This is a genomic window from Enterococcus sp., assembly GCF_032555305.1.
Lineage (GTDB): Bacteria > Bacillota > Bacilli > Lactobacillales > Enterococcaceae > Enterococcus_A.
In genome coordinates this window covers 39,646-62,823 of the sequence record NZ_JAWGOQ010000016.1, presented here as the reverse complement: position 1 = coordinate 62,823, position 23,178 = coordinate 39,646, and the positions used below count along the sequence as shown (strand labels likewise).

25 protein-coding genes and 1 other annotated feature are annotated in these 23,178 nt (G+C 38.2%); of the genes, 4 read left to right on the top strand and 21 right to left on the bottom strand.

Features of this window, described 5'->3' with window-relative positions; genetic code table 11:
* Positions 1-5: 5 nt before the first annotated feature.
* Genes E6139_RS12840 through E6139_RS12825 form a run of 4 tightly spaced genes read right to left on the bottom strand, consistent with a single transcriptional unit; the run spans position 6 to position 2,524 of the window.
* A complete protein-coding gene (locus E6139_RS12840; protein WP_316403468.1) occupies positions 6-761 on the bottom strand; it encodes a (Fe-S)-binding protein in 756 nt (251 codons plus the stop codon).
* On the bottom strand, positions 758-1,117 hold the full coding sequence (locus tag E6139_RS12835; protein WP_316403467.1) for a 4Fe-4S dicluster domain-containing protein: 360 nt from the start codon (positions 1,115-1,117) through the stop codon (positions 758-760). Before E6139_RS12835 ends, E6139_RS12840 begins: the two co-directional genes overlap by 4 nt.
* Positions 1,118-1,121: 4 nt before the next feature.
* Positions 1,122-1,493, bottom strand: coding sequence for a hypothetical protein (locus E6139_RS12830; RefSeq protein ID WP_316403466.1), 372 nt, complete (start codon positions 1,491-1,493; stop codon positions 1,122-1,124).
* On the bottom strand, positions 1,493-2,524 hold the full coding sequence (locus E6139_RS12825; RefSeq protein WP_316403465.1) for a sulfurtransferase: 1,032 nt from the start codon (positions 2,522-2,524) through the stop codon (positions 1,493-1,495). The genes E6139_RS12830 and E6139_RS12825 overlap by 1 nt, the downstream gene beginning before the upstream one ends.
* A 482-nt stretch (positions 2,525-3,006) precedes the next feature.
* Here E6139_RS12825 and E6139_RS12820 point away from each other — a divergent pair, with 482 nt between their 5' ends.
* Positions 3,007-3,387, top strand: coding sequence for a PH domain-containing protein (locus E6139_RS12820; protein WP_316403464.1), 381 nt, complete (start codon positions 3,007-3,009; stop codon positions 3,385-3,387).
* 177 nt (positions 3,388-3,564) lie between these two features.
* Here E6139_RS12820 and E6139_RS12815 read toward each other — a convergent pair whose 3' ends face one another.
* The gene (locus tag E6139_RS12815; RefSeq protein WP_316403463.1) at positions 3,565-4,053 is read right to left on the bottom strand and encodes a TIR domain-containing protein; all 489 of its coding nucleotides are present in this window, start codon (positions 4,051-4,053) and stop codon (positions 3,565-3,567) included.
* A gap of 385 nt (positions 4,054-4,438) precedes the next feature.
* On the opposite strand from E6139_RS12815, the gene E6139_RS12810 reads away from it, so the two are divergent.
* A complete protein-coding gene (locus tag E6139_RS12810; protein WP_316403462.1) occupies positions 4,439-4,978 on the top strand; it encodes a GNAT family N-acetyltransferase in 540 nt (179 codons plus the stop codon).
* A 78-nt stretch (positions 4,979-5,056) separates the two neighbouring features.
* Here E6139_RS12810 and nox read toward each other — a convergent pair whose 3' ends face one another.
* Positions 5,057-6,388, bottom strand: a complete 1,332-nt coding sequence (gene nox / locus E6139_RS12805; protein WP_316403461.1) for a H2O-forming NADH oxidase — start codon at positions 6,386-6,388, stop codon at positions 5,057-5,059.
* Between the two features lie 443 nt (positions 6,389-6,831).
* Between nox and E6139_RS12800 the strand changes: the two genes are divergently transcribed.
* Entirely contained in the window at positions 6,832-7,503 is a 672-nt protein-coding gene (locus tag E6139_RS12800; RefSeq protein WP_316403460.1) for a Crp/Fnr family transcriptional regulator, read from the top strand.
* 432 nt (positions 7,504-7,935) lie between these two features.
* Here the strand turns inward: E6139_RS12800 and E6139_RS12795 are convergent, their stop codons facing one another.
* The 11 genes from E6139_RS12795 to E6139_RS12745 all read right to left on the bottom strand — a co-directional run bounded on the left by E6139_RS12795 (position 7,936) and on the right by E6139_RS12745 (position 18,879).
* Entirely contained in the window at positions 7,936-8,340 is a 405-nt protein-coding gene (locus E6139_RS12795) for an SRPBCC family protein (RefSeq protein ID WP_316403459.1), read from the bottom strand.
* A gap of 108 nt (positions 8,341-8,448) precedes the next feature.
* Positions 8,449-8,955: a peptide-methionine (S)-S-oxide reductase MsrA gene (msrA, locus tag E6139_RS12790; protein ID WP_316403506.1), complete on the bottom strand. Its 507-nt coding sequence runs from the start codon at positions 8,953-8,955 to the stop codon at positions 8,449-8,451.
* Positions 8,956-8,976: 21 nt separating this feature from the next.
* Positions 8,977-9,792 carry a MetQ/NlpA family ABC transporter substrate-binding protein gene (locus E6139_RS12785; protein WP_316403458.1) on the bottom strand — a complete coding sequence of 272 codons (816 nt, stop codon included), beginning with the start codon at positions 9,790-9,792 and terminating at the stop codon, positions 8,977-8,979.
* Between the two features lie 73 nt (positions 9,793-9,865).
* Positions 9,866-10,097 (bottom strand) — a binding site (T-box leader).
* A gap of 96 nt (positions 10,098-10,193) precedes the next feature.
* Entirely contained in the window at positions 10,194-10,826 is a 633-nt protein-coding gene (locus E6139_RS12780; RefSeq protein WP_316403457.1) for an HAD family phosphatase, read from the bottom strand.
* Positions 10,827-10,834: 8 nt separating this feature from the next.
* The gene (locus tag E6139_RS12775; protein WP_316403456.1) at positions 10,835-13,564 is read right to left on the bottom strand and encodes a sigma 54-interacting transcriptional regulator; all 2,730 of its coding nucleotides are present in this window, start codon (positions 13,562-13,564) and stop codon (positions 10,835-10,837) included.
* A 183-nt stretch (positions 13,565-13,747) separates the two neighbouring features.
* Positions 13,748-14,725, bottom strand: a complete 978-nt coding sequence (locus tag E6139_RS12770) for an SIS domain-containing protein (protein WP_316403455.1) — start codon at positions 14,723-14,725, stop codon at positions 13,748-13,750.
* 85 nt (positions 14,726-14,810) lie between these two features.
* On the bottom strand, positions 14,811-15,626 hold the full coding sequence (locus tag E6139_RS12765; protein WP_316403454.1) for a PTS system mannose/fructose/sorbose family transporter subunit IID: 816 nt from the start codon (positions 15,624-15,626) through the stop codon (positions 14,811-14,813).
* Between the two features lie 15 nt (positions 15,627-15,641).
* Positions 15,642-16,430: a PTS sugar transporter subunit IIC gene (locus E6139_RS12760; protein WP_316403453.1), complete on the bottom strand. Its 789-nt coding sequence runs from the start codon at positions 16,428-16,430 to the stop codon at positions 15,642-15,644.
* A gap of 14 nt (positions 16,431-16,444) precedes the next feature.
* A complete protein-coding gene (locus tag E6139_RS12755; protein ID WP_316403452.1) occupies positions 16,445-16,915 on the bottom strand; it encodes a PTS sugar transporter subunit IIB in 471 nt (156 codons plus the stop codon).
* Positions 16,912-17,331: a PTS fructose transporter subunit IIA gene (locus E6139_RS12750; protein ID WP_316403451.1), complete on the bottom strand. Its 420-nt coding sequence runs from the start codon at positions 17,329-17,331 to the stop codon at positions 16,912-16,914. Before E6139_RS12750 ends, E6139_RS12755 begins: the two co-directional genes overlap by 4 nt.
* A 564-nt stretch (positions 17,332-17,895) precedes the next feature.
* Entirely contained in the window at positions 17,896-18,879 is a 984-nt protein-coding gene (locus E6139_RS12745) for a sugar isomerase (RefSeq protein ID WP_316403450.1), read from the bottom strand.
* Positions 18,880-19,045: 166 nt separating this feature from the next.
* Here E6139_RS12745 and E6139_RS12740 point away from each other — a divergent pair, with 166 nt between their 5' ends.
* The gene (locus E6139_RS12740; RefSeq protein WP_316403449.1) at positions 19,046-19,753 is read left to right on the top strand and encodes a GntR family transcriptional regulator; all 708 of its coding nucleotides are present in this window, start codon (positions 19,046-19,048) and stop codon (positions 19,751-19,753) included.
* A 60-nt stretch (positions 19,754-19,813) separates the two neighbouring features.
* On the opposite strand, the gene E6139_RS12735 is transcribed toward E6139_RS12740, so the two are convergent.
* The 4 genes from E6139_RS12735 to E6139_RS12720 form a co-directional block, all read right to left on the bottom strand.
* On the bottom strand, positions 19,814-21,163 hold the full coding sequence (locus E6139_RS12735) for an MATE family efflux transporter (RefSeq protein WP_316403448.1): 1,350 nt from the start codon (positions 21,161-21,163) through the stop codon (positions 19,814-19,816).
* Positions 21,164-21,528: 365 nt separating this feature from the next.
* Positions 21,529-21,912, bottom strand: a complete 384-nt coding sequence (locus E6139_RS12730) for an FMN-binding protein (RefSeq protein WP_316403447.1) — start codon at positions 21,910-21,912, stop codon at positions 21,529-21,531.
* Positions 21,913-21,939: 27 nt separating this feature from the next.
* On the bottom strand, positions 21,940-22,443 hold the full coding sequence (locus tag E6139_RS12725) for a flavodoxin domain-containing protein (protein WP_316403446.1): 504 nt from the start codon (positions 22,441-22,443) through the stop codon (positions 21,940-21,942).
* Positions 22,436-22,945: a MarR family winged helix-turn-helix transcriptional regulator gene (locus E6139_RS12720; RefSeq protein ID WP_316403445.1), complete on the bottom strand. Its 510-nt coding sequence runs from the start codon at positions 22,943-22,945 to the stop codon at positions 22,436-22,438. The genes E6139_RS12725 and E6139_RS12720 overlap by 8 nt, the downstream gene beginning before the upstream one ends.
* Positions 22,946-23,178: the final 233 nt, after the last annotated feature.

The following is a 23,178-nucleotide window of genomic DNA, read 5'->3' as shown; positions in this document are numbered from 1 at the left end:
CTCTCCTATGCTTTTGTGACAATTTTTTTTGATTGATACCGATTCTTCCATGCCTTTACTGGGTTGGCTAATGGATGAGTCGGACTTTTATCTTCATTATGTATGACATCCCCAAATATCAAATCTAATAAATGCCAAGCTTCGCCGCCACCAAGAATCATGGCTGAAGTACAACTGGCACAATAGGTGACAATATGATCAGTCTTAAAATCTTGAACTCGTTTTTCTGCAAAGTTCTTTGCTAAAGTCGGATTCGAGACGCCGCACATACCACCCATTCCGCAGCATAACGTGTTTTTTCCCGACAAACGATTTTTCGCAACTTGATAACCTAGTTGTTCCAACAAGTACCTGACAGCTTGGTGGATCTCGGTCACTTCTTTGGTGGGGCAAGAATCTTGAATAGAAAAAACAACGTTACTATCCTTTGCTTTACCAATCGATTCTTTAGGCAGTCCCAATTCTGCCATCTTCACCCATAAGGATGAGGTAGGAAACTGATTCTGAATCGTCATCGTTTTGATGCAGCCTTGACAAGCGACAATCAATTCTTCAATCTCAGCCTGATGTACTTGTTGCGTCAGTTTTCCGAAACGCTCTTGGAACAACTGCTCTTGACCGATCATACGCGTCGGTTTCCCGCAGCAGCCTTGAATGATGGCCAAATCGGGATAAAAACTTTTTAAGTATTCGACAATTTTTCCAACTTGTTTTGGACTGCTGGAGCTTAATGAGCAGCCGGCCATAAAACCATATTTCATTTTGCTTCGCCTCGATTCACAGCGGTAAAAAGTTTACTGGTTGAAAGCTTTTGATGCATTTCAACCCCTCTTAATTGTCTTAATGGTAGCCCTTCTTTGATCAAATCTTGTCGCATTGACAGAAAGGCGTCATCCAATTTTAGTTTTAATGGACATACAACCGTACAATGACCGCATAGCATACAGGAATACGGGATGATCGGTTCGAGATCTTCCTCTAAAAAACGCTGGAATAATCTTTGCGGATCCTCACAATACTGTTGCAGAAAAAGGCAATCCTTCATACAACGTTTACAACTTGTACAAGTTTCTGCGATATATTGTGCCATTTTAATTGTTTCTTTTGAGTAATCCATCAGATTAGCTCCTTTTTGTTAGGACGATTATAAATTGCAGTAAAAATCCTAGACATAGAATGCCACTCACTAGATAGTAAATCGGTATTATTTCCAGTGTAACTACTGTTTGCCAAACTAGAAATAGGATGCTAGATAAAGTCAAAAGTAAGGTTTCGATTCCTCTTTTTTTGTTTGCTAAGAAAATGGCGACAGCTGCTAGCAGAAGCGGCAGCAAAAAGAAAATACTGCCGAATGTGCTAGCTTCAACTTTATGGGAGTAAAAGGAAACGTTTCGCATAAAGCCTAAATGATTATTATAAAGATCGTTCATTAAATAGATGGCATAAACCAATCCTGCCTGTAGCAGATGAATGAAATAGTGGAAAATCTTCATTAGTTCAAGATTTCCACCTTATCTTTGTCTCTTGGGTCGCCAACTTGAACCGGGTATTTGCTTGGATCTTTTTGATGGGCTTTATCCCAATCAAACCAGCCACCATCGAAGAGACGAACATCTTTCCAACCTTCTTGCTTCGTGATAAAGAAGGCTGTGGCCGCACGCCAACCAGTTCCGCAATAGAAAGCAACCTCTTTATCAGGAGTAATGCCCCATTTTTCCCATGCGGCGAAGATTTTAGTCGGCTCTTTGACCGTACCATCATTGTTCATTAACTGAGCCACATCAGCACTAGTCTTGCTCGATTTCGCATAAACTGCCCCTTCAGGTTCACCAGCATTTTCGATATAATCGTAACCGCTTGTTTTACCAGTAAACTCTTTCCAAGAACGAATACTAGCTATAACTAAATCTGAATTTTTTTCTTTAGATGCAAGAAGATCAGCAGATGTTGAGATTAAATATTCAGGTCGGCCAGGAACCTCAGCACCAAAATCTTTAGCAGCTGTTGCCTCTTCAGTTCCCTTCTCTACTTTATAACCAGCATTTTCCCATGCTTTTAAGCCGTCATCCAAAATCTTAACATCATCGACACCCAACCAGTAAGCTACAAAGGCAACACGTGCAGCAGCATTGATATCGCTAGAGTAAATAACCACTGGAGTTGTTTTTGTGACTCCGCGCTTCAAGAAAACTTCTTTACATGTTTCAGCATCTAGAATATTCCAATTGTTCTCTTCCGTTTCGATCTCCATTGTATCGATATGCAATGCACTAGGGATGTGCGCTTTTTTGTAATCTTTGCCTTCACCATAAGATGCTTCGATCACAACTGTTTTATCATTATCCTTCATCTGCTTATTCAACCATTTTGCGTCAACGAAGAAATCATCTTCCTTGATGTCCTTGCTTTTTACAAGACGTTGAACTTTACTCGTTTTTTTGGCTGCTTGAACCTGTTCTGTTTTTACGAATACCACCAAGGCGGTTAGCAACAAGCAACTTACAACTGTTAATACTTTTTTCATCATTCTGCTCCTTTAAGTTTATTTTTTCACTTGAACCGTTTTCAACAACGGTAGACCAATCTTTTAAAGCACAACAAAAAAACATACTAAAAAGTATGCCTCCTCCTAAGCGATGATCAAATGTAGACTGAATAACCCTTTTTAAGGTAACGCAAAAAAAGGTTCTTGGAGGATATCAAGTTGTTCTGCTTGCTTAGAAACTCTAAGTAACGATTGAGATCATAGTCACCGCTGATAGTTAATAAACATGAGAACACCTCCTATATCAGTCTTTAAAAACTGAGTTCTTTTCCTTATCGAGTATAACGAAACGTCATTTGTTTAGCAAGTAAATTTCTGGTAAAAAAGAACAAAACCTTTTTTTGTGAAAGAATAATTATTATTTTGAATTTTTCATTCATCTGATTAAATACTGTGTGGTTATTTAGATAAATATCAGCTAAAATTAAACTATTCAATTAACTGAAGAGGAGAGTTTACTTATGAGTATTTTTGATGGTTTAATGGGAAACGCCAACCAACACGATAACGCAGCAGTTGAGAAAAAATTGGAGGATGTCTTGATTCCTGGAGAAGCTGTTTCTTTAGCCTTTAAGTTGGTTCGAGATTTGATCGTTTTCACCGATTTTCGTTTGATCTTAGTTGATAAGCAGGGTATTACAGGTAAAAAGGCTGAATATAAATCTATTCCGTATCGTTCTATTTCACGGTTTTCAGTAGAAACCAGCGGACACTTTGATTTGGATGCAGAACTTAAACTTTGGATTTCCAGTGCTGAATTGCCCGCAGAAACAATTCAGTTTAGAAAAGATAAAAATATTGTTGCTGTCCAAAAAGCCCTTGCACTTGCTCTGTCTAAGTAAATTAAAAAGGACAAGAACTGAACTTTTTGTTCAATGTCTTGTCCTTCTATTCTCTCTAAAGCGCGTTGCTTTGGTTTTCCCCTTTAAGTTCTCCATTCGCTTTCATAGTCTCCTTTTTTAAAAAGTCTTCAGCGAGCTCCCCCTCAAAAATTATCCAAGACAAGTTGTAGAGTTTCTTTATTTCTCCTTCACCTTATCAACATTTTCGATCCATTTTTCAAGATTGTTGTAGCCGTCGTTTTTAATGTAATCATATTCCCCATCAATGATTTCATCAAACCAAAGCAATTCTCCATCGCTTTTTTTACCAACAATTTTTACGACTGACTGACTGATCGATGTTTGCTGATTCAAGTTCTTTACTTTGCCGATTTTCAATGCAATAATCGCATTTCCGCGTTCGTGACTTTTTTTGATTTCGTATTGCACGTATTTGGAGTCCAATGTTTCACTACCAATTAATACGACAGTCACCGATGTTCCCGCTAATTGTTTATCAATCCAACGCTCAATCGTCTCATCTCCATCACGCTTCATTCGCTCAAATTCTGCTTTGTTAATGAAACCGGACTCTTCATTCTCCTTCAAAGCCCAGTTGTTCTTAACGACTAACGCTCGCGATAAATCATTTTCATAGTAAAAACTGAAAAAAACTCTTTTCGCCATAAAATTACCTCCCTAACTTTTTCATCACCAGAAATTGCCACAGATTGCTATTTGTCAAAAAACAAGAAATGTCTTGACAATTCCTAGAGAATCTGAAATCCAATTTCTTCTATCATTATATAATACCAATCATTCTCTATGTCTCCATTTTCTTTATAATAGTAGTTTTTATGGAGAACAAGCGTTTTGCTAGTTTGCACATCATACAACCAACCCAGAATTCAGACAACTTTTTGGTTTGTAAGTAGCTCAAACAAGTGCATTCATTGTTATGGACTAGTCAAACAAAAATGGTCTTAGAAAAAGCATTGCTAATAAAAATCCAGCTAGCTTTTAGTATGACTACATGATACGATTTTAATGAGAAAATATTGGAGGTCTTGTTATGTTGGATAAGTCTGTACCGTTCATTCCGTTCACAATGTTTCGCCCATCAAATGCTCCTGCATTGCCAAAGATACGATTACCTGAAGGCTATCGTATCGTCTTTTATCAACCAGGCGATGAAAAGGACTGGTGTCGGATTGAGACGGCTGTTTTAGAATTTGATTCAGAGGTGGATGCCGCTGAATATTTTCAACGATCTTTCGCACCTCATCAAGAAGAGTTGAGGCGGCGAATGCTCTTCATCGAAAATCCGCAAGGAGAAAAAGTGGGGACTTTTACTGCCTGGTGGACCGAAGAGAATTACCCACGGCTTCACTGGTTGGGAGTGGTTCCAGAAGAACAACGTAAGGGTCTGGCTAAAGCATTAGCGATTCGGGTAACTGAGTTGCTCCATGAATACTATCCTGATCAAGATCTATATTTAAATACACAAACTTGGAGTAATCCTGCAGTCAAGCTTTACAAAAGTTTAAATTACGAAATATTTCAAAATCAAAATTATCAGAAAGTCCTTGATATATTAAAGGACGCGGAATAACTGAACATAAAAGAAAAGGGATTGTTGCGCTCAGGCGACAATCCCTTTTCAATATTATCAAACTCAATGAATAGACTATTATTCTGCACTTAACGCAGCCATTGTGATGTAGTTATACGGCTGATTGAAATGCGGTAAGAAGAAGATGTCTAGTAATTTAAGTTTATCGATCGTTACTTGCTCTTCTATAGCGAGTGAGAACATGTGAATCACACCAGATATATCTTCTTTTGAGGATAATTGAGCACCGACCACCCGACGAGAACTTTCTTCATATACGATCCGAATCTTCACCTTGGCATTTTGCTTCATGAATCCTGGACGTTGCAGATCTTCAAAGTCGGTATATTTCACAGCGATTCCATTCTTAGCTGCTGCCTCTTCGGATAGGCCGGTCGAAACCATATGCAATCCGAATATTGAGATTCCGTTTGACCCTTGCACACCAATTGACTCTAATGCCACACCACCGACATTGTATCCCGCCACGATTCCTGAGCGTACCGCATTTGTTGCCAAAGCAATATAAGTCGTATCATTCAACGCGTTAGAATAAATCGTTGCACAATCCCCTACCGCATAAACATCCGGATCGCTAGTTTGCTGATGAAGATCGACTAGGTAAGCCCCGTTTTTGAACAATTCTAAATGATCTTTTCCTAGTTCATTATTCGGCAAGAAACCGATCGCATTGATAACAAGATCAACGTTGTATTCACCTTTATCTGTTACGATTGATTCAACTTTCTCATTCCCTTTATACTCCTTCGCCAGTTCACCAAAATGTAATTCGATATCATGTTCTTTTAAGATTTCATCCATGTCATCCGTGAACCATTTGTCATAATAACTTGGCAAGGAGCGTTCCATCGCATCAAATAAAAGAACATTTTTCCCGCGACGTTTTGCTGCTTCGGCAATTTCTACTCCAATATATCCTGCACCGATTACCGCAACGTTTTCGATGCCGTCTGTACTTAATAATTCATCGACTGCTTTTCCGTCTTGGAAGCGTTTCAAAAAGTGAATATTTTGTAAATCACGGCCTGGAATCTTAGGAGAAATCGGCACTGAACCTGTAGCTAAAATCAACTTATCATAGCTTTCAACAAATGCTTTACCATCTTTAGATAGACAGTAGACTTCTTTTTTTTCATAATCGATTCGATCAACCGTCGTTTCCATCGAAATCCTTGCGCCTTTGTTTTCAAAATCCTCACGTTTTGTATAGAATAGATTTTCATAAGAATCGATCTGCCGTCCTACCCACAGCGCAGTTCCACAGCCTAAATAGCTAAGATTGTTATTCCGATCGATCATCACAACTTCCTGATCTGGGAAGTTATCCAAAAGAGTGTTAGCTGCTGCGATCCCTGCATGGTTCGTACCTACAATTACTGTTTTTGTCATTCATTATACCTCCTAGTTATTGAAAACATTTTCATTACAATAATTATTGTAACATACTGCACAAATGAGTTTTAGAAAAATTTAAATCATTTAAAATAACTGTTAAAAAAGCATAAACAAAAATAAGAAAGCCTTTATTTGCCAATAAAAAACAATCTCATAAAAGATATCCAATTTTACGTACTGAATATTCGTGTTAATAAACTCAATTGATGGTCGATAATTGAGATGAAGAGAGCAAGAACTAACGCAAAATGTTAAATTCCCTGAATTGAAGTTAAGTCACCTTCTGTAAATCAAATAATTATAAGTAGCTTTAAATCTTTAATTAGAGCATACAAATCGATAAATTATTTCAAATCTCTGCAATAAAAAGAAAACAATAGTAAAATAGTGATGACAGATTGGCTTTAACACCGCATAAGAAGAATAAGGGAGAAACTATGAGAGAAAATCTAGAAAAGCACCACCTTGAATTGCTTGATAAATATGGGATTCTCGATCATCAAAACGTCTGTGAAGTTCGTCGATTCAAATCTGGTGAGACGATCTTTTCTCAAGGAGTCGAATACAAATTTATTATGATTGTTGTTTCTGGTAAAGCAAAAGTCTGTACTAGTGCCCCCAGTGGGAAAGACTTGGTTTTGGCATATTACCTTTCAAGCGGATTGATCGGCGATGTCGAATTGATGTCCAACACAAAATACGCAACTGCTTCTGTGATCACTCTTTCACCGTTTGAATGTATCGTTGTACCCTTTCAAGACGATCAAGATTCAATATTCAAGAATCTGACGTTCATGGTAGCACTAGCTAAAAGCTTATCCGAAAATTTGATTAACAGCTCTCACAATTACACCTCAAACGCACTTTACTCTGGGGAACAGCGGCTTTGTACGTATATCATTCAGGGGTCTTATAAAAATTACTTCTTTGATAATCTGACTGATGTAGCAGCGACTATCTGGATCAGTTACCGTCATTTATTGCGCTTGTTAAATAAACTATGTGACGACCAAATCTTGAAACGTGAAACTAGGAAGTTTCAAATCCTCGATATGCCAGAACTGATCAAACGCTCTTCTGAAGCAGAATACTTCAAGAAGAACCAATAAAAAAGAAACCACCCGATTCCTTCGGTCTTAAGAAGCGGATGGCTGTTTGTTTTGGTTCACTCGTTGGTTTTCAAGAGCTCGGCGTAGTATCTGTTCTTTTCGTTGTTGTTCAAGTTCATTAATTTGCTCCCAATAATTTAAACGTGATTGGTGTTTTTTCCATTGTCGTATAGTAATTAACCCTGCAACAAAAAGTATGATTAACAGTAGAATTATCATTCTAAACATCTCCTTCAACTTTATTCTAGTCGATCTAGAACAAAAGCATTAGGACATATGTCTCATATATGAGAGACTCATATAGCAAACCCATTTTGAAAATATATTGACCCAATATAAGCCCCTTTAAATAAATGATAAAATCTGCAAAAAAACTGACAGCAAATAAGACCTAGAATTATTTCTTTTCTAGGTCTCTAAGTAGCTTATGTTTTATTTGCTAATCAAATAAGTTGTTAAGTCATCAATGTATTTTTGCTGCTGCCTCTTCAAATATCCTTTTACGAATGGCTTCATATAAAACTTTTTGGGAGTAACGTCTTCAGTAAAAATGATTTTTGTTTTCCCATCAGACACAGAGAAAAATTCACCTGTCCATCTCCCGCTCATATGGTCATTATCCATCGTAAAGGCATACAGTGTCCATGGTTCAAATGTAGTTATGACAAAGTTCGTTGGGTAACCTTCATTGGTGTATTCGACAAATTTTTTCTGCTCTTCCAGTACTTCGATTTTACTGACATCCTTACGCCAGGTCACATCCTTTAAAGAAGTAACAATATCCCAGATCGTTTCTACCTTTTCATTGAACACCGCTTCAATTTTTGAGATCGCCATGACCGCTCATCCCCTTTTCTTTCATTGTACAAGTTCATAAAGTAAAAACCTCTTCACGAGCGTACAAATATTACGAGCTTTTGAGGGATAAAGCTGGAAATAATAATTTCACCAGAATTCCTTAATAAATTGCTTTCTTCGTTCAGCATTTTTTTGGTAGTTTTCTGGATTGCGCTGATAATAGTCTTGGTGTTCCGCTTCAGCTGGATAAAACTCAGAAGCTTTTTCAATCTTAGTCACAATCGGTTTGTCAAATCTACCGCTGTTTTGCAGTGATACTCGACTTTTCTCCGCAATCTTCTTTTGTACTTCGTCAAAATAATATATTACTGGACGATAGCTGCTTCCGCGATCTTCAAATTGTCCAAAGGCATCAGTAGGATCCGTTTGCTGCCAATAAATTTCAACTAATTCTTGATAACTAATCAGCTCAGGATCAAAAATGATTTCGACTGCCTCTGTATGACCAGTCGTTCCACTCTTCACTTCTAAATAAGTTGGGTTTTCCTTTTCTCCGCCAGTATAGCCGGAAATAACTGATTCAATGCCCGGAAGACTGTCAAAAGGTTTGACCATACACCAAAAACATCCACCTGCAAAAATCGCTCGTTCCATATTCATCACCTATTCTCTTTCTTAATCAGTAACAGGTACGACAGAGCCGCCCCATTTTTTCTCGATCCATTTTTGAAATTTCGGCTCATGTAATGCTTCAACTATTTTTTTAATATCTTTATTTTCTTTATCATCGGTTCTCGTAGCTACGATATTGACATAAGGAGAGTCACTTTGTTCGATCATCAGTGAATCTTTCACTGGATTCAAGCCTTTTTCATAGGCGAAGTTTGAATTGATCGCTACTAGATCGCCCTCCTTATTTTCATAAGCTGAGGTCAAAAGTGTCGGATCAACACTGTGGTTGAAAACTAGTTTTTTTGGATTTTCGATAATGTCCTCGAAGGTTGCTTTATCGATCGCTACTCCAGATTTAAGCTTAATCAGATTATTTTTCACAAAGATATTGAGAACTCGTCCCCATTCAGACGGGACATTAGAGACAATCACCTTGGCACCGTTTGGAATATCACTAACTTTTTTTATTTCGTGTGAGTAGATACCCATCGGCTCTAAATGAATGGCGCCTACGTTCGAGAATTTGTAGCCATTTTCCTTCTTTTGCAAATTAAAATATGGGACCGTTGAAAAATAGTTGGCATCGATATCGCCGTTTTCTAACGCTTTATTGGGAAGTACGTAATCATCAAATTTCACTATTTCTAGGTCTATACCTTCTTTTTTCAACTCTGGTTTGATATGCTCTAAAATCTCAGCATGAGGGGTTGGTGAAGCTCCGATCTTAATTTTATGTTGCGTTGTTGCCGAACCAGTACCGCAGGCTGTTAAAAATAGTAAACACCCTAAAACCATTATAGCGAAACTAAACTTTTTCATACAAACACTCTCCTTAATACTTTTTGACAAATAAAAAAATATCCATCCCTTTACTTACCAGATCACTGATAAATAAAGGGACGAATATTTTCGTGTTACCACCCTTGTTCGTATTCTCTTCGCAGACAATACCTCTACGGTACAAATATACCAGGCGATATAACGGTCGCTTTCCGTTCGGCTTGCGTGAACAAGCGGAATGCTCAGAGCTCATCTTCATTGATTTTCCACGATCCCTTTTTTCACCTGACAAGGGTCTCTTTAATCGTTTCGCGGTCAATTACTCTTCTCTTCAATGCGTAATTATTGATTGACGTTATTCTATAATAAATGATTTTTCTTTGCAACTAAAAACACATAAAGAAATTCTCCAACCGATTTATTGAAGAATTTCTTTATGACTATTTTATTAATCGGGGTAATTTAAGCAGTTCCTCTAACTCATCAATAATGATATCCGCTGCTTGCTGATCCATCGAAAAAGCTTGCTTTAAAGCGACTGTGAAGATACCAGCAGACTTTGCTGAGGCGATACCCAGCGTCGAGTCCTCTACCGCTAAATAGCTTTCACAATTTAACTGCTCACGACTGATTAAATATATTTCCGGATTTGGTTTGCTTTCTGTCACCTCTTCTCCGCTGATGGTGAATGAAAAATACTTTTCAAGCTGGCAATCTGTCAGCATTTTGTTAATCTCATTTCGTGGCGAAGAGGAGGCTAAGCCAAGTGACACACCTTTTTCACTTAATATATTCAATACATATGGAACTGAGCTTCGCAGCGCTTTGGTAAAATCAATTCCGTGATGCTGCTTATACTTCAGATATTCTTGATGTAATTCTTTTTGTTTTTCTTCGTTTTCTGGCACCAGCATCTCCCACGTTTGTTTTTCAGAATTCCCAACATAATCCTCAAATTTATTGGAGCCAGGATGAATTCCCTTTTCCTTGAAGAAATTCATCCGACGCTTAAAGTAAAAGGGCTCACTATCGATCAATACCCCATCCATATCAAAAATTACTGCCTTTTTCATTCTTTCACCTATTCCTTTACAATATCATTCAATAATCGAAGCTCTAGTAATGGAAGTTCGATGGTATACTCCTTCTCAACTTCCTTGAAGGCTTGATGAATCAATTCCATATTGTGACCTTCCGCTTGTACATATTTTTCAATGTCCTCTTGTTCATCAACGCTCTCTTTGCGCAAGATACGTTCGATCATCGAGCAGCAATGCATATAGAGTAAAAATAGTTGATTGTTAGAAAATTCGATATTCATTAGTTTTTCGAGTTCTTTAACAGCTTTTTGAACCAAACGCAGTACTTTTGTCGCATCTAGAATTGTTAAGTTCTCTACGATCTTGTTGATTGAAAAGTTAAAAATTAACTGACTCTTGAAGGCGTCACTATCAATATCTACTTGATCGTGTAATATATCCGCGAATTCTTCAACAGCTTCACCATTGATTAGTTGATCCAAACCAATATAAGGAACTTGATTGATCTTAGGATTTTCCGTGCCAACGATCATCAGGACATCATACAATTGGAATGGGGTTTCATACATTTTATTCTCTGATAATTTCTTGTAATCGTAAGGCAGGATCGTCAATTCTTTAGCCGAATCGCCTAAGCACTTTTGCAGAATCTCTTGAATCTGTGTGGCGCTGCCTATTCCAGTGTAGCAGCAAGTGATAATTGCTTTCTTTTTGTTGAGTTCGGGAATGATCAGCTGCTTTTGGATGCGATTTTCTACAGTGATCGCTTCATATACTTCCGTCACGCTATCACCATTGATGATATGCTCACCAACCTCAAGTACTAAAGGTGTACTAACGTTATCAATAATGACTAGAGGACTTTTGATGTGGTTAGATAGACGTTCTCCCAGTTGATTGAAGGACCCCATGTCCACCAATAATATCAATCCCGAATCCGTTCGATAATCGTTGATGTAGCGAATGATCTGTGTCTCCACCTTGTCAAGAGTGATGTTGATTGGCATATCATAAGCCTGAAAAACATTTTTACCTAGCATTCGATTCACCACGTTCGCTAAACTGCTGGCGGTAGAATAGCCATGAGCCAGTACGATACATTTCACATCATTCGGCAAGTCACTGATCTGCAAACTATAAAAATAGAAGGTCACAAAAACGATATCTTCTTCTAATAATTGCTGATCCAGTTGTTGGGATAAATAGGTCAACAGTTTTTTTGCATACCAAAACGGGGTTTCTAAAAAGGAATCCAAAAATTCCAGCAGCTCATTTTTTTGCTGCTGCCACTCATAATGACTGCCCAAAATATCCGTATTATCTTTCAGATAGAGATAACTTGCTAAAGAAACCACTCGATTTCCATCCTGCTCAAACCCATAATTTTCATACATCATATCCAACGTTTGGCGAATATGATAAGTCAGAACAGAGTATAGTGATTCTTCTTTTTCATAGGTACCTTGAAAGATAAACTCATCCATCATCTGTGTGACACGACTAACATTCTCTTCAATAAATTCCTGCGCTAGACTCTCTTTTTGCTGAACCCTTTTAAAATCGGTAATCACTTCTCCGAAAAAGTTTCGCAACAGCTGGGTCTCTTTACTTTCTAGGTGGACTTGCTGCTTAGTATTTGGCAGATAAGTACGATCAGACATTCGCTTCTTGGGCTTGCTGAATTGTTCCTTGAATTTCAGATTGTACTCTAAGGGCAGATCTTTTAAGCGGACAATGATTGTCTGGTCATTCTTATGATGAACGTATGCATTTCCACAGGCATATTTGATAATATTCTTGATTTTTCCGACGTTACCTTCTAAGTCACTGTTTAACAAAAAATCAATCATTTGATAAGAAACTTGAAGTTCTTTCTCTAAAATACTGCTTTCCGTGATGAAGAAGGAATCAATCAGTCGTAACCGCTCAGATTGTGGCCGATTCTGGAATTTTGGCAATGTTACGATTACTGGTAAGCGCCGCAAAAAGGTCGGTAAGAAGGCAGAGTAGACATTTTCAGTCGTTGCAAAAATCAAACGAACTTTGGCTTTCCGACGAATGCTAGTATCTCCCATCGGAGAAAATTCGCCAGTATCCATAAATGTAAACAGCTTCTCTTGGCCCTCTTCTGACAATCGATGAACTTCATCTAAAAACAATATTCCGCCATCTGCTTTTTCAATTAAGCCGTTATGTTCATGGTCTGCGCCAGTAAAGGCACCTTTCGTATGACCGAATAAAGCGGAGGATAATAATTCCGGATTGTTGAAATACTGCGCACAATTATAAGCGATGAATGGAGCTTTCTTATCGATCACCTGTTGTTCTTTGGCATACTCGTGAATTTTTTCCGCTAGAAAAGTCTTCCCCGATCCGCTTACACCCATTAATAAGATAGGCAGACCATTATGAGGATACAATACCGCTGTTTTGATTTGATCAATTGCTTCTTTTAAGCTTCCATTGGCGCCAATGATTTCCTCAATCGCATTACCCTTATCTTGCATGAATAGCTCTTCCATTGATTCATACTCGACTTTTGCTACTTGTATAGCGTTGTCTTCTAAAGCTTTTCTATGTAGAAATAAAACTGGATAGCTCTTGATTTTTACTAACTCCCCATCACGAAAGGCTTGATTTAAATAGCTGCTGATGGTACTTCGATTTAGCTGCAGAGACTCGGCGATCTTATTCGCTGAGAATTTTTCTTCAGGACATTCCTTCATATTTGTCGTTAAGTCATATAAATACTCATCTAATTCCTTTTTCATTCTATATCACCTGCTTTAATCGATTTGTTGTACCTTCGCTTCTATTGTATAGCATTTTCATTGTCGTGAGGTTTCAATTTTTTAGAATGCGAAAAAACTGAGAATAAGTATCTCAGTTTTTCCGCAAGGCTTTCTGCGACTAGTCAAGTAAAATTTGTTTGATTTTCTCCATAAACTATCTGATTAATAAGATAGTTTCCACATATAACGACGTTTAGTTAATGGATGTTCTCTCGCATATGATAGTTCTTCAGCGTAGACTCTGAATACGGCAGTGATCACAAATGGGTTAAAGTAATCCAACACTTCTTTTTCGACAAATGCTGACAATCCATAATCCAGTGCGTCTACTACTTCCGTTTTCGCATCGAAACGATCCAAGAATGCTAAAGCACGAGAGTCGATTGCACGTGTTTTCCCATCATTCATCAGTAGGATGAATGGAACATCCTTGTCAACAATTTCAAAAGGTCCGTGGAAGAATTCACCTGCATGGAACGTTCCTGAGTTAATCCATTGCATCTCCATCATTAAGCAAACGGATGATGAGTAGGCTACTTCATGGGTAGCTCCGCTGCTCATGATATAAATAACTTTTTCGTCTTTGAAGCGTTGAGCAAATTGTTTTGCCGCTTTGCGCGCTGATTCTGCGCTTTCTTGGGCTAAATCATAAATCTTACTAAATCCATCCATCATCTTATCATAGTGTTCGTAGCCTTCCACTTGATTCAACAGCTCTACTGCTAATAGTAAGCAATAACCTGTTTTTTCAAGCTTCGCTGCATAGTTTTCAGCAAATCCGTGGTAGATAACATAATCTGCATCTTTTGTTAACGGTGCGTCAATAATTCGTGTTAAACTAATAACTGTAGCACCTTTATCTTTGGCAATCGCATTGGCTTCTACTGTTTCTGGAGTTGCCCCTCCAAGTGAAGCCGAGATCACGACTGTGTTCTCATCAACCGAAGTTGGTGTCGCAAAGTTGAATTCGTTGGCTGTGTAGTGACTAATGCGTAATTGTTTCGCATTTTGATCTAAAAAGTATTTTGCTGGATACAAATCTGCTTTTGATGCGCCGCAGCCAACGAAAACAACATGTTTTACTTCCGTTTTCCCCACGATCTCTTTGATAATATCTTTTGCTTCCATCGTTGAATTCATTTTCTGAATTCCTCCTCAGTTTTCTTTTATTTAGAGAAACATCACTTTGACTTTTTTAGTCAAAACTCTGTTCCAACTACCATAGTTAAACAAAAATTCCCAGAGCACTTAAAATCAATCCGCCCACGATACAAATCAATAACATGATGCTTGTGTTTACTTTCTTTTGTAATAACCAATACATCAGCATTGTTAAAGCAAACGGCAGCATCTGCGGCATAATATTATCTAGAACATCTTGCAGGACAAATGTTTTGCCAAATTTGATAGGAGTAGTGATGCCGATCATGCTGGCGATCATCGCACCAATCACCATTAAACCAATAATCGAACAAACATACATTACACGGTCCATCAAACCGCCTTCATATAGTTTTGTTAAATACTTATTCCCCATGTTATAACCGAATTTCCCACCGTAGTAGGTCACTAAAAATGATGGGACAAAGGAAATGATCATTGCTAAAATCGGACCTAAAATACTCCCCTGCTGTGCTAAATTGATTCCTAAGCCAAATGCCAATACCCGAACCGTTCCTTGGAAGAAGGAATCGCCAATACCAGATAACGGTCCCATTAATGATGTTTTGACTGAGTTGATCGTATCAGGATTGAAGCCCTCTTGATCAGCATAATACTGCTCTTCCATCGAAGCTGATAAGCCTAATACAAAAGCACTAGTTTGCGGAGTGCAATTGTAATAAAGCATGTGACGCTGATAAGCTTCTTTTTTCAACTTTTCGTCCTTCGGATCTTTGTATATACGGTCTAACGTTGGAGCGATTCCATACAGAAAACCCATATTCATAGCCCGCTCATAGTTCCAAGAATCTTGAATCGCCCAAGAACGCCAGAAGAATTGCCAATACTTACGAAAATTTGGATCCTTTTCTTTTGCCATTTTATTAACCTCCTTTTATAGATCATCCAATGCATCAGGCTCTTCAGCAGAACCTCCGCCACCGCTGCCACCAGATTTATTCGCTTCGATTTGATACATGACGAATGCGACGATACCTGCAAATAATGCTACTCCAGTAATTCCTAAGCCTGAATAGGCAGTTATCAAGAAGCCCAAAACTAAGAATGGCATCATTTTGACTGATAGCATGGTTTGCAGTAGCAAAGCAAACCCGTACGCTGGTAATAACTTACTTGCCAAGCTCAAACCATCCGTGATCCATTCTGGAATCGCGTCAACAATCGACTTAACCAGGTCAGTACCGAAGTAGATGGCTAAGAAGATCGGTACAAAGTACATCAATGAATAGAGGATCGTCCCCCACACGATATGAATATGCTGTACTCGCTTAAATTTTCCTTCTTCAATCAATGAATCGGCTCGGTGTGTCAAACTTGCTAAAACGGTGCGCATTAAAATTCCTAACAGCTGTCCTAAAATGGCGATGGGAATAGCGATTGTCAAAGCCGTCTCTGCATTTGAACCAGATAAAATAGCAAAAGCGGTGGCGATTACTGCACCTAAAGTCATATCCGCAGGTACCGCGGCTCCGACTTGAACAACTCCCAGAGAGATTAGTTCGATTGACGCCCCAACGATTAATCCCTTTTCTAGGTCTCCCAGTGCCAACCCGACGAGTGTTCCAACGATCAATGGCCTTTCAAAATTCAATCGGCCTAACAAGCGGGAATCCAACATGACGAACACACCAATCAATCCTAACACTATTGATTGAACCAACATTTAAAGCCCTCCTTTTAAAGTAATTTATTTAAATCCTCTGATTTAGAGGTTGGTATCTGCTGCATAAATTGTTTAATCCCCATCTCCTTCAATTTTCGCGCTTCTGTCTGTTCCTCTTCATTTAAGAAAATCGCACTGCCAAACTGCTTCCCATTATTCGTTTTAGGAATCCCGCCGTAGTTGATTTCCTTGATTTTCGGATAAGCTTCGCAAAAAGCAAGCGTCTCTTTGGTATTTCCAAAAATCAGCATGATATTTTCTTTTAGAGTTTCTACTTTAGCCATTTTCGACAAACCTTCATCGACAGTGAAGATGTTGAGCTTTACACCAGTCGGTTTTGCTAAATTCAATGACATTTTTTTAAACTCATCAGTAGCCGCTTCATTGTTGATTACGATGATGCGATTGATCCCTTGCGATTTGGTCCAAGAAAACACAACCTGTCCGTGCAATAAGCGGTAATCAATTCGTACTAGTTTAATCATAAGTCGTCACCTCCAGTATTTATTTTGGTTGTTAATAATTGTTTGCAGTCGATCAATCCTCGACGACTCTCCTCAAGGATCATGTCCAACTGCTCCGCGGTGATCTTTCCGGCATGTGTTGCAATGGAGATCACAAGCGGCAGATTCATACCAGCGAATAAATGTACTTCCGAATGCTCTTGTTGAATCGCTAGCAGATCATTATTCACACTGCCTCCGAAAATGTCTGTCAAAAGATAGACGTCATCATAGCCGATTTCTTCAAGTAGACGTTCTACCTGATTTTTGATCGGTTCATCCTCATCACGAAAAGCGGATAAAGCAAAAATGTTTCCTTCATCACCTATGATCATTGATGCCGTTTGCTTTAGTCCCTGCGAAAATTCTCCGTGGCTCGCTAAAATAATCTTGTTCATTCCCTATCCTCCTTATTCGTTATGAATGCCATATATCATTCAATTAAAGCGTGTACTTACCAGCATCAAGCTAGCTCGTACGCATACCATCCTTCTAAATACGCTAGTCTTCTCTAAATTATGGAGATAAATTCTTAAAAGAGTTTATCTGGACTTTCGAAGACATATCATTCTACTAAACTGCTAAAGCAGGAAGTAGACCTGACAAAACGTAAAGAATTACTGGCAAAGTTGAATTGATATTCTTCATAACTATTCTCACTTTTTTAGTAGCAACTATCGTGCCAACTTCTGTTGCAGGTCAAAAAGCTTGCTGTATTAGGGATTATCACTTCCCTCCAACACTTCCATTTTTTCTAAAATAATGTGTAGAGAGAGTGTTGAAGGATTTTTTTGTCGATAAACTACAAATAGGACATGAGTTGCCATAGATAGCGAATGGTATAAGAAGGAAAAAAATGAAATCATCAAAATGGGACTTTTCTTCTATAATAGCATGGGGAAAATTCTTGTTTACTCTAAAAAAAAGAACCCAGCAATTTTCAAATCACTGGGTCATCTTGTTTAGTTGTAAGCTGCCTTCCACATGTAGGTACGAGTCGTATAATCCTTTTTGATTTGATAAGCCAACTCTCTCATAAAGACATTATTCAGAATTGGAGAAAAGATTAGGTGGTTGAAATGTTCAGCGACCTTGGGATCAATTTTGTCTAAGCCAAGATCTCGTGAATCGAGAACAAACACTTTTTCTCCCCCGAATTCCTGTAAAAAGCGAGCTGCTCGCTCATCATTTGGCCGACTTCCGCCTTCTCCCATCAGAAGGAAAACAGATGTTTCTTCATCGATGACTTCAAAAGGTCCATGGAAGAAATCGCAACTATTAACGGTTGGTGAATCAATCTGCAGCATTTCCATGATATTACAGATTGAAAAAATGTATGCAGCGCCATACGCTGCACCGCTGCCCATGATATGAATTGATTTAGATTTCCGATTCTGAAGAGACCATTTTATTGCTTTTGTTCGAATATCTATGACCGCTTGTTTGTATAGAGTGTCCACTTTTTCAAAACTCTGCATTGCTGTTTCCATATGTTCATAGCCTTCAACTGTATCCATCACTACCATCGCCATCAGTAAACCATAAGCAGCATTTGTTTTTGAAAAGTCACTGTCATCGAGAGCAACTGAATCGTAGTTCAGTTTATAGTCACATACTTCTGTCAATTCGGATTCATCAATATATAAGGCGATTGTCGCTGCTCCTCGTTTTTTTGCTACTTTCGCTGCTTCGATCGTTTCTGGTGTCCCCCGCATGGAGCAAACCACCGCTAATGTATTTTCCCCAACAAAAACCGGTGGTGCTTTGACAAACTCATTACTCGTGATATTTTTTGAACGAATTACCCGTGATTCTTGATCTAAGAAGTAATGAGCAGGATAAAAACCGCCGTAGCTTCCTCCTGCTGCCAGCCAGACCACATTTTTGATTCCTCCAACTGACTGCCTTTCTTCGTTAATCGCTTCCACTATTTCTTTAATTCCCATACTATCTCTTCCTTTCCTTCATCTTGCCATTTCCTACTTATCTATATGACGAGTTTAATACATGTTGATACACATGTCAATACGTGTTTATAACTATTTAGCTAACTTGTACTACACTTGATCTATTTTTTTTAATTGTTTATAATTAAGAAAAGGCGGTGTAACAATGTCTCAAAAAATATTAGATGAGAACAAACCTCTTTATTTACAAATCAAGGAAGCGATCCTCCGACAAATTGAAAATAGGAAGTTGGTTGCAGGAGATAAACTCCTTTCAGAAGCTCAATTTCAGAAGAGTTTCAATGTCAGTCGAATTACAGTTAGGAAGGCAATTGATGAGCTGGTGGAGGAAGGCTATCTAACACGCCTACAAGGCAAAGGGACCTTTGTAAAAAACCGAAATCTAGAAATGCAGAAAAGCCTATCATTGACTGAAGTTTGTTTAGAACAAGGGAAAAATCTTACTTCACAAGTTCTATCGGTTGAAGAAGTGGCGATACCTGCTGAGTTCAACTCTTTGTTTAGTACTGAAAAAGGCATCAGGGTCGAGCGTCTACGAAAAATAGATGGCGTTGCAATCATGTTGGAGAAGAATTATTTACCTCTAGATTTTACTTTTTTATTTGAGAGTGAGCTATCTGGATCGTTGTATAAGGTCCTTGTTGCCCATAAAATCGAACCTAAATTTAAAGGAATGAATCAAGTTGGTATCAGTCAGCTAACGGATTCCGAAGCGCAGTTATTCAATGTTCAAAGCGGTCTGTCGGTGATCCATCATCAAGGAACAGTTTATGATTCAAAAAATCACCTTGTTTTAGCATCCGAGGAGCTTGTACGAGTGGATTTGCCTGACCTGTTTAAGTATTATTTGTAAAATGACTTAATGAATAAATAGAGTGTCTGTTTCTCATTAATAGAAACAGGCACTCTATTTTTAGACTAGTCGTCGATCATACCACTTTTTGCTTAAAAAGTAGATCAAACCAATACATGCTGGAATAATCGGTGATAAAGCCTGAGCCCAATATATACCTTTCACACCAAATTCTAGTAAGGTTCCTAAGAACCAACACAAAGGCAAACGAATCAGTAGAGCATCTAAAAGTGCATTCACCATTCCTAAATTTGCAAAGCCGACGCCCACCGCGAATGAATCGAAATTGTACATCGTCGCATAAAACAAGCTATTCCAACAGCAGCAGATTCTTAAGTATATAACACCAGCCGCCAGCACTTCTTTATTGGAAGAATCAAATAGCCCGATCAGCGGTTCCGCAAATAATTGAATACACACGACTGCTGCCAAGGAAATCAATAAGCTCGCTGTAAAGCCCGTTTTAGCAATTCTTTTTGTTCTATGAAGAAGCTTCGCCCCCATACTTTGCCCAACCATTGTAGTAACTGCCTGTCCGATCGCCCAACAAGGCATGCCTGCAAAAGTGTTGATCTTTAGACCAATACCGGCGGCAGCAGCAGTGATCACTCCATAGTCATTGATCATAACGGCGATAATCAAATAGGAAATATTAACGACTGTCATTTGGATCGCAGTAGGCAAGCTTACTTTCAAAAGCTTGAATAACGTATCTTTTTCGATTTTAAAACTCGATAATTTAAAATCAAAAATAAAGTTTTGTTTTTTTAAATAGATGACCGAAATGCCGAATGAAATAGCCTGGGCAATGATTGTGGCATAAGCAGCCCCAACAGTACCGAGTTTGAATGGTCCGACTAGCAGATAATCTAGGAAAACATTGATCGCTGCAGCCGCCATCACAAAGTACAATGGACTCTTGGAATCGCCAAATCCACGTAGAATTGAACAAGTGGCATTATAACCAAAAACGAAAATTGTGCCGATAAAAATCACCAACATATACTCACAAGCATCTTGATAAGCTTCTTTCGGAACATTCATCCACGTCAGAATTTGCTTATTTAGCAAGAGACCGGCGATAGTGATCATAACTGCGATCACTGTTGTCATTGAATAGATCGTCCCCACAGTCCTTTTTTGTCCCTGTGCATCTTTCGCTCCCCGGTACTGCGCGATCATCACAGTACCGCCCATCGTAATTCCCATACAAATAGCATTAATGATAAAAACTAATGATGAAGCATTGCTTATCGCTGCTACACCAGTACTTCCGACGATTCTTCCTACAACCAGCATATCCACAATATTATAAAAGGATTGAAGTAAATTTGCTAAAAAAAGTGGGATTGCAAAACGAATTAATTGTTTCGTAACACTACCTGTTGTTAAATCATTAAAATTTTTCATGTTCTATTCATTCCTTTAAAAGTTATCTATTGCAAAAAAAGATCACCGATGAAATGATCTTCTATGCATTTGAAAATACATAAAAAGGCCATTGACAAAAACACTGTCAATGGCCTTAAAATCTTATAAACATAGAGAATAAGCCAGAGATAAACCTATTTCTGACGACACTCTATGATTGATGAAGATTTATGAAATTAGGCTCCGTACAATGTTTCATCGTATTAGATTGTGCGGAGCAAATTTCAATGCATACTTTATTGTAAATGATATAGAACATATCAATCGACTACTTTCTCATTTGATAAGTCTATTATAGCTAGTAAAATAATTAAATTCAATCGATTAAAAAATGAAGCAGAATATTAATCTTCTTTTGTCAAAGCATCCTCAACGGCTTTCGTAATCGTCACGCTGCTCTGAGTCGCGCCGCTGATGGCATCAACATCCAAACTTTGCTTGTTGATGATTTGATCGATGATTTTCTCGCCATTCTTTCCTAAACCTGTCATGTGATCTTTGATTTCAATATCTGTTATCTTCCCAAGTTCGACTCTAACATTGACCTTCGCCGAGACCGGGTTGATTTGCGCATTTCCCTCATACTCACCATCTGCCACTTGTGCTATATTCACTTCATTGACTTTTGCTTTCTTCAGAGTACTTTTTGTCAATATACCGGCTCCGACTTTCACGATCACAACAAGTAGCACTATGACGATCAAAATAATAATTATTCTCTTTCCCATTCCATTCCTCGCTCCTTTTTTCTGATATTAATGAATATCTTCTAATACAGCTAAATCAATACAATCAACGCTTCCATTATCGACAGCCTGTTCGATGGCTTTTTCAATATCTAATTTGTCCTCTGTGGCTTTCTTTTTACTGGCTTTGCTGATCATTTTTATGATCAGCTTTTCTGGCAGACTCAATTGTTCCTTGATCAAACGTCCTCGCAAATGAATAATCTCTGCTTGAGGAAACACACTCATGATATTATCCTGAATTTCAGCTAATTTTTCCTGATCATTGTTCGATGACAAACCAACCGGAAAAACCGTGAGATTATTATTGGGGAACTCCCTTTTTAGTTTCTCTAGACCCAGTACTTTTCCAGCATAGACACTGCCAAAATAATAGATCTTGTCGCTGCCAGCAATATCTTCTGTAGAAGCCTGCTCCCGTTTAAGTAATCGATAGTTCTTTTTTCGTGCAAATTCTTTGGCGTAAATCTCGGAACTTCCTTTTTTGGTTGCGTATAGTACGAAACTATTCATCCTGTTTTCCTCCCTGTTCTTCGACCTCTATAGCTTCCAGCCTTTCTACCCCTGCGTACATTTTCATTAAAATTGTAAAAAAGCTCGCAAGTTCATCATCTGAATAGCCTTCAAAAATTGAGCCGAGTGCCTTGCTATGCAATTTAGCAACTGATTGAAAATAGCGCTCACCTTCCATAGTCATTGATAAGTCGCTTCTTCTCTTATCCTTTTGATTGCGGCTGATTGTGATCAACCCCTTTTTTTCTAATGCAGAAGCAAGTTTTTTTACATTTTGTCTTGAACAGCCTAACAACTCTCCACAGCTAGTTAAATCCAAAACTTTTTCTGGAACTTGCTTGATCATGATCAATACCATGAATTGCTTTACCGTCACAAAAGGATCTACCTTATCAAAGGAGGTTTGCAGCCTGTTCCCCAAAATGAACAAACTAGCGAAAATGGCTCGTTGCTGATTATCCCGTCCTGTTTTATAGGCTTCAGTTAAACTTTCGATATTCATTTGCATCACTCCGACATTCTATTCCCAATAGGTAACTTGTTACCTATATTCTATCATGAAGTCAAAATGTTAATATAGGCCTTGAGACCTATTTTTATAGTTAACACATATCACCGTGCTAAACTTATTTAACTAAAATTTCTCATCATATTTATTAAAGATAATTTCACAATAATAAACTGCGAAAAGCACGACTGAAAAAACATCATTGAATTAACCCTAGGATCAACACG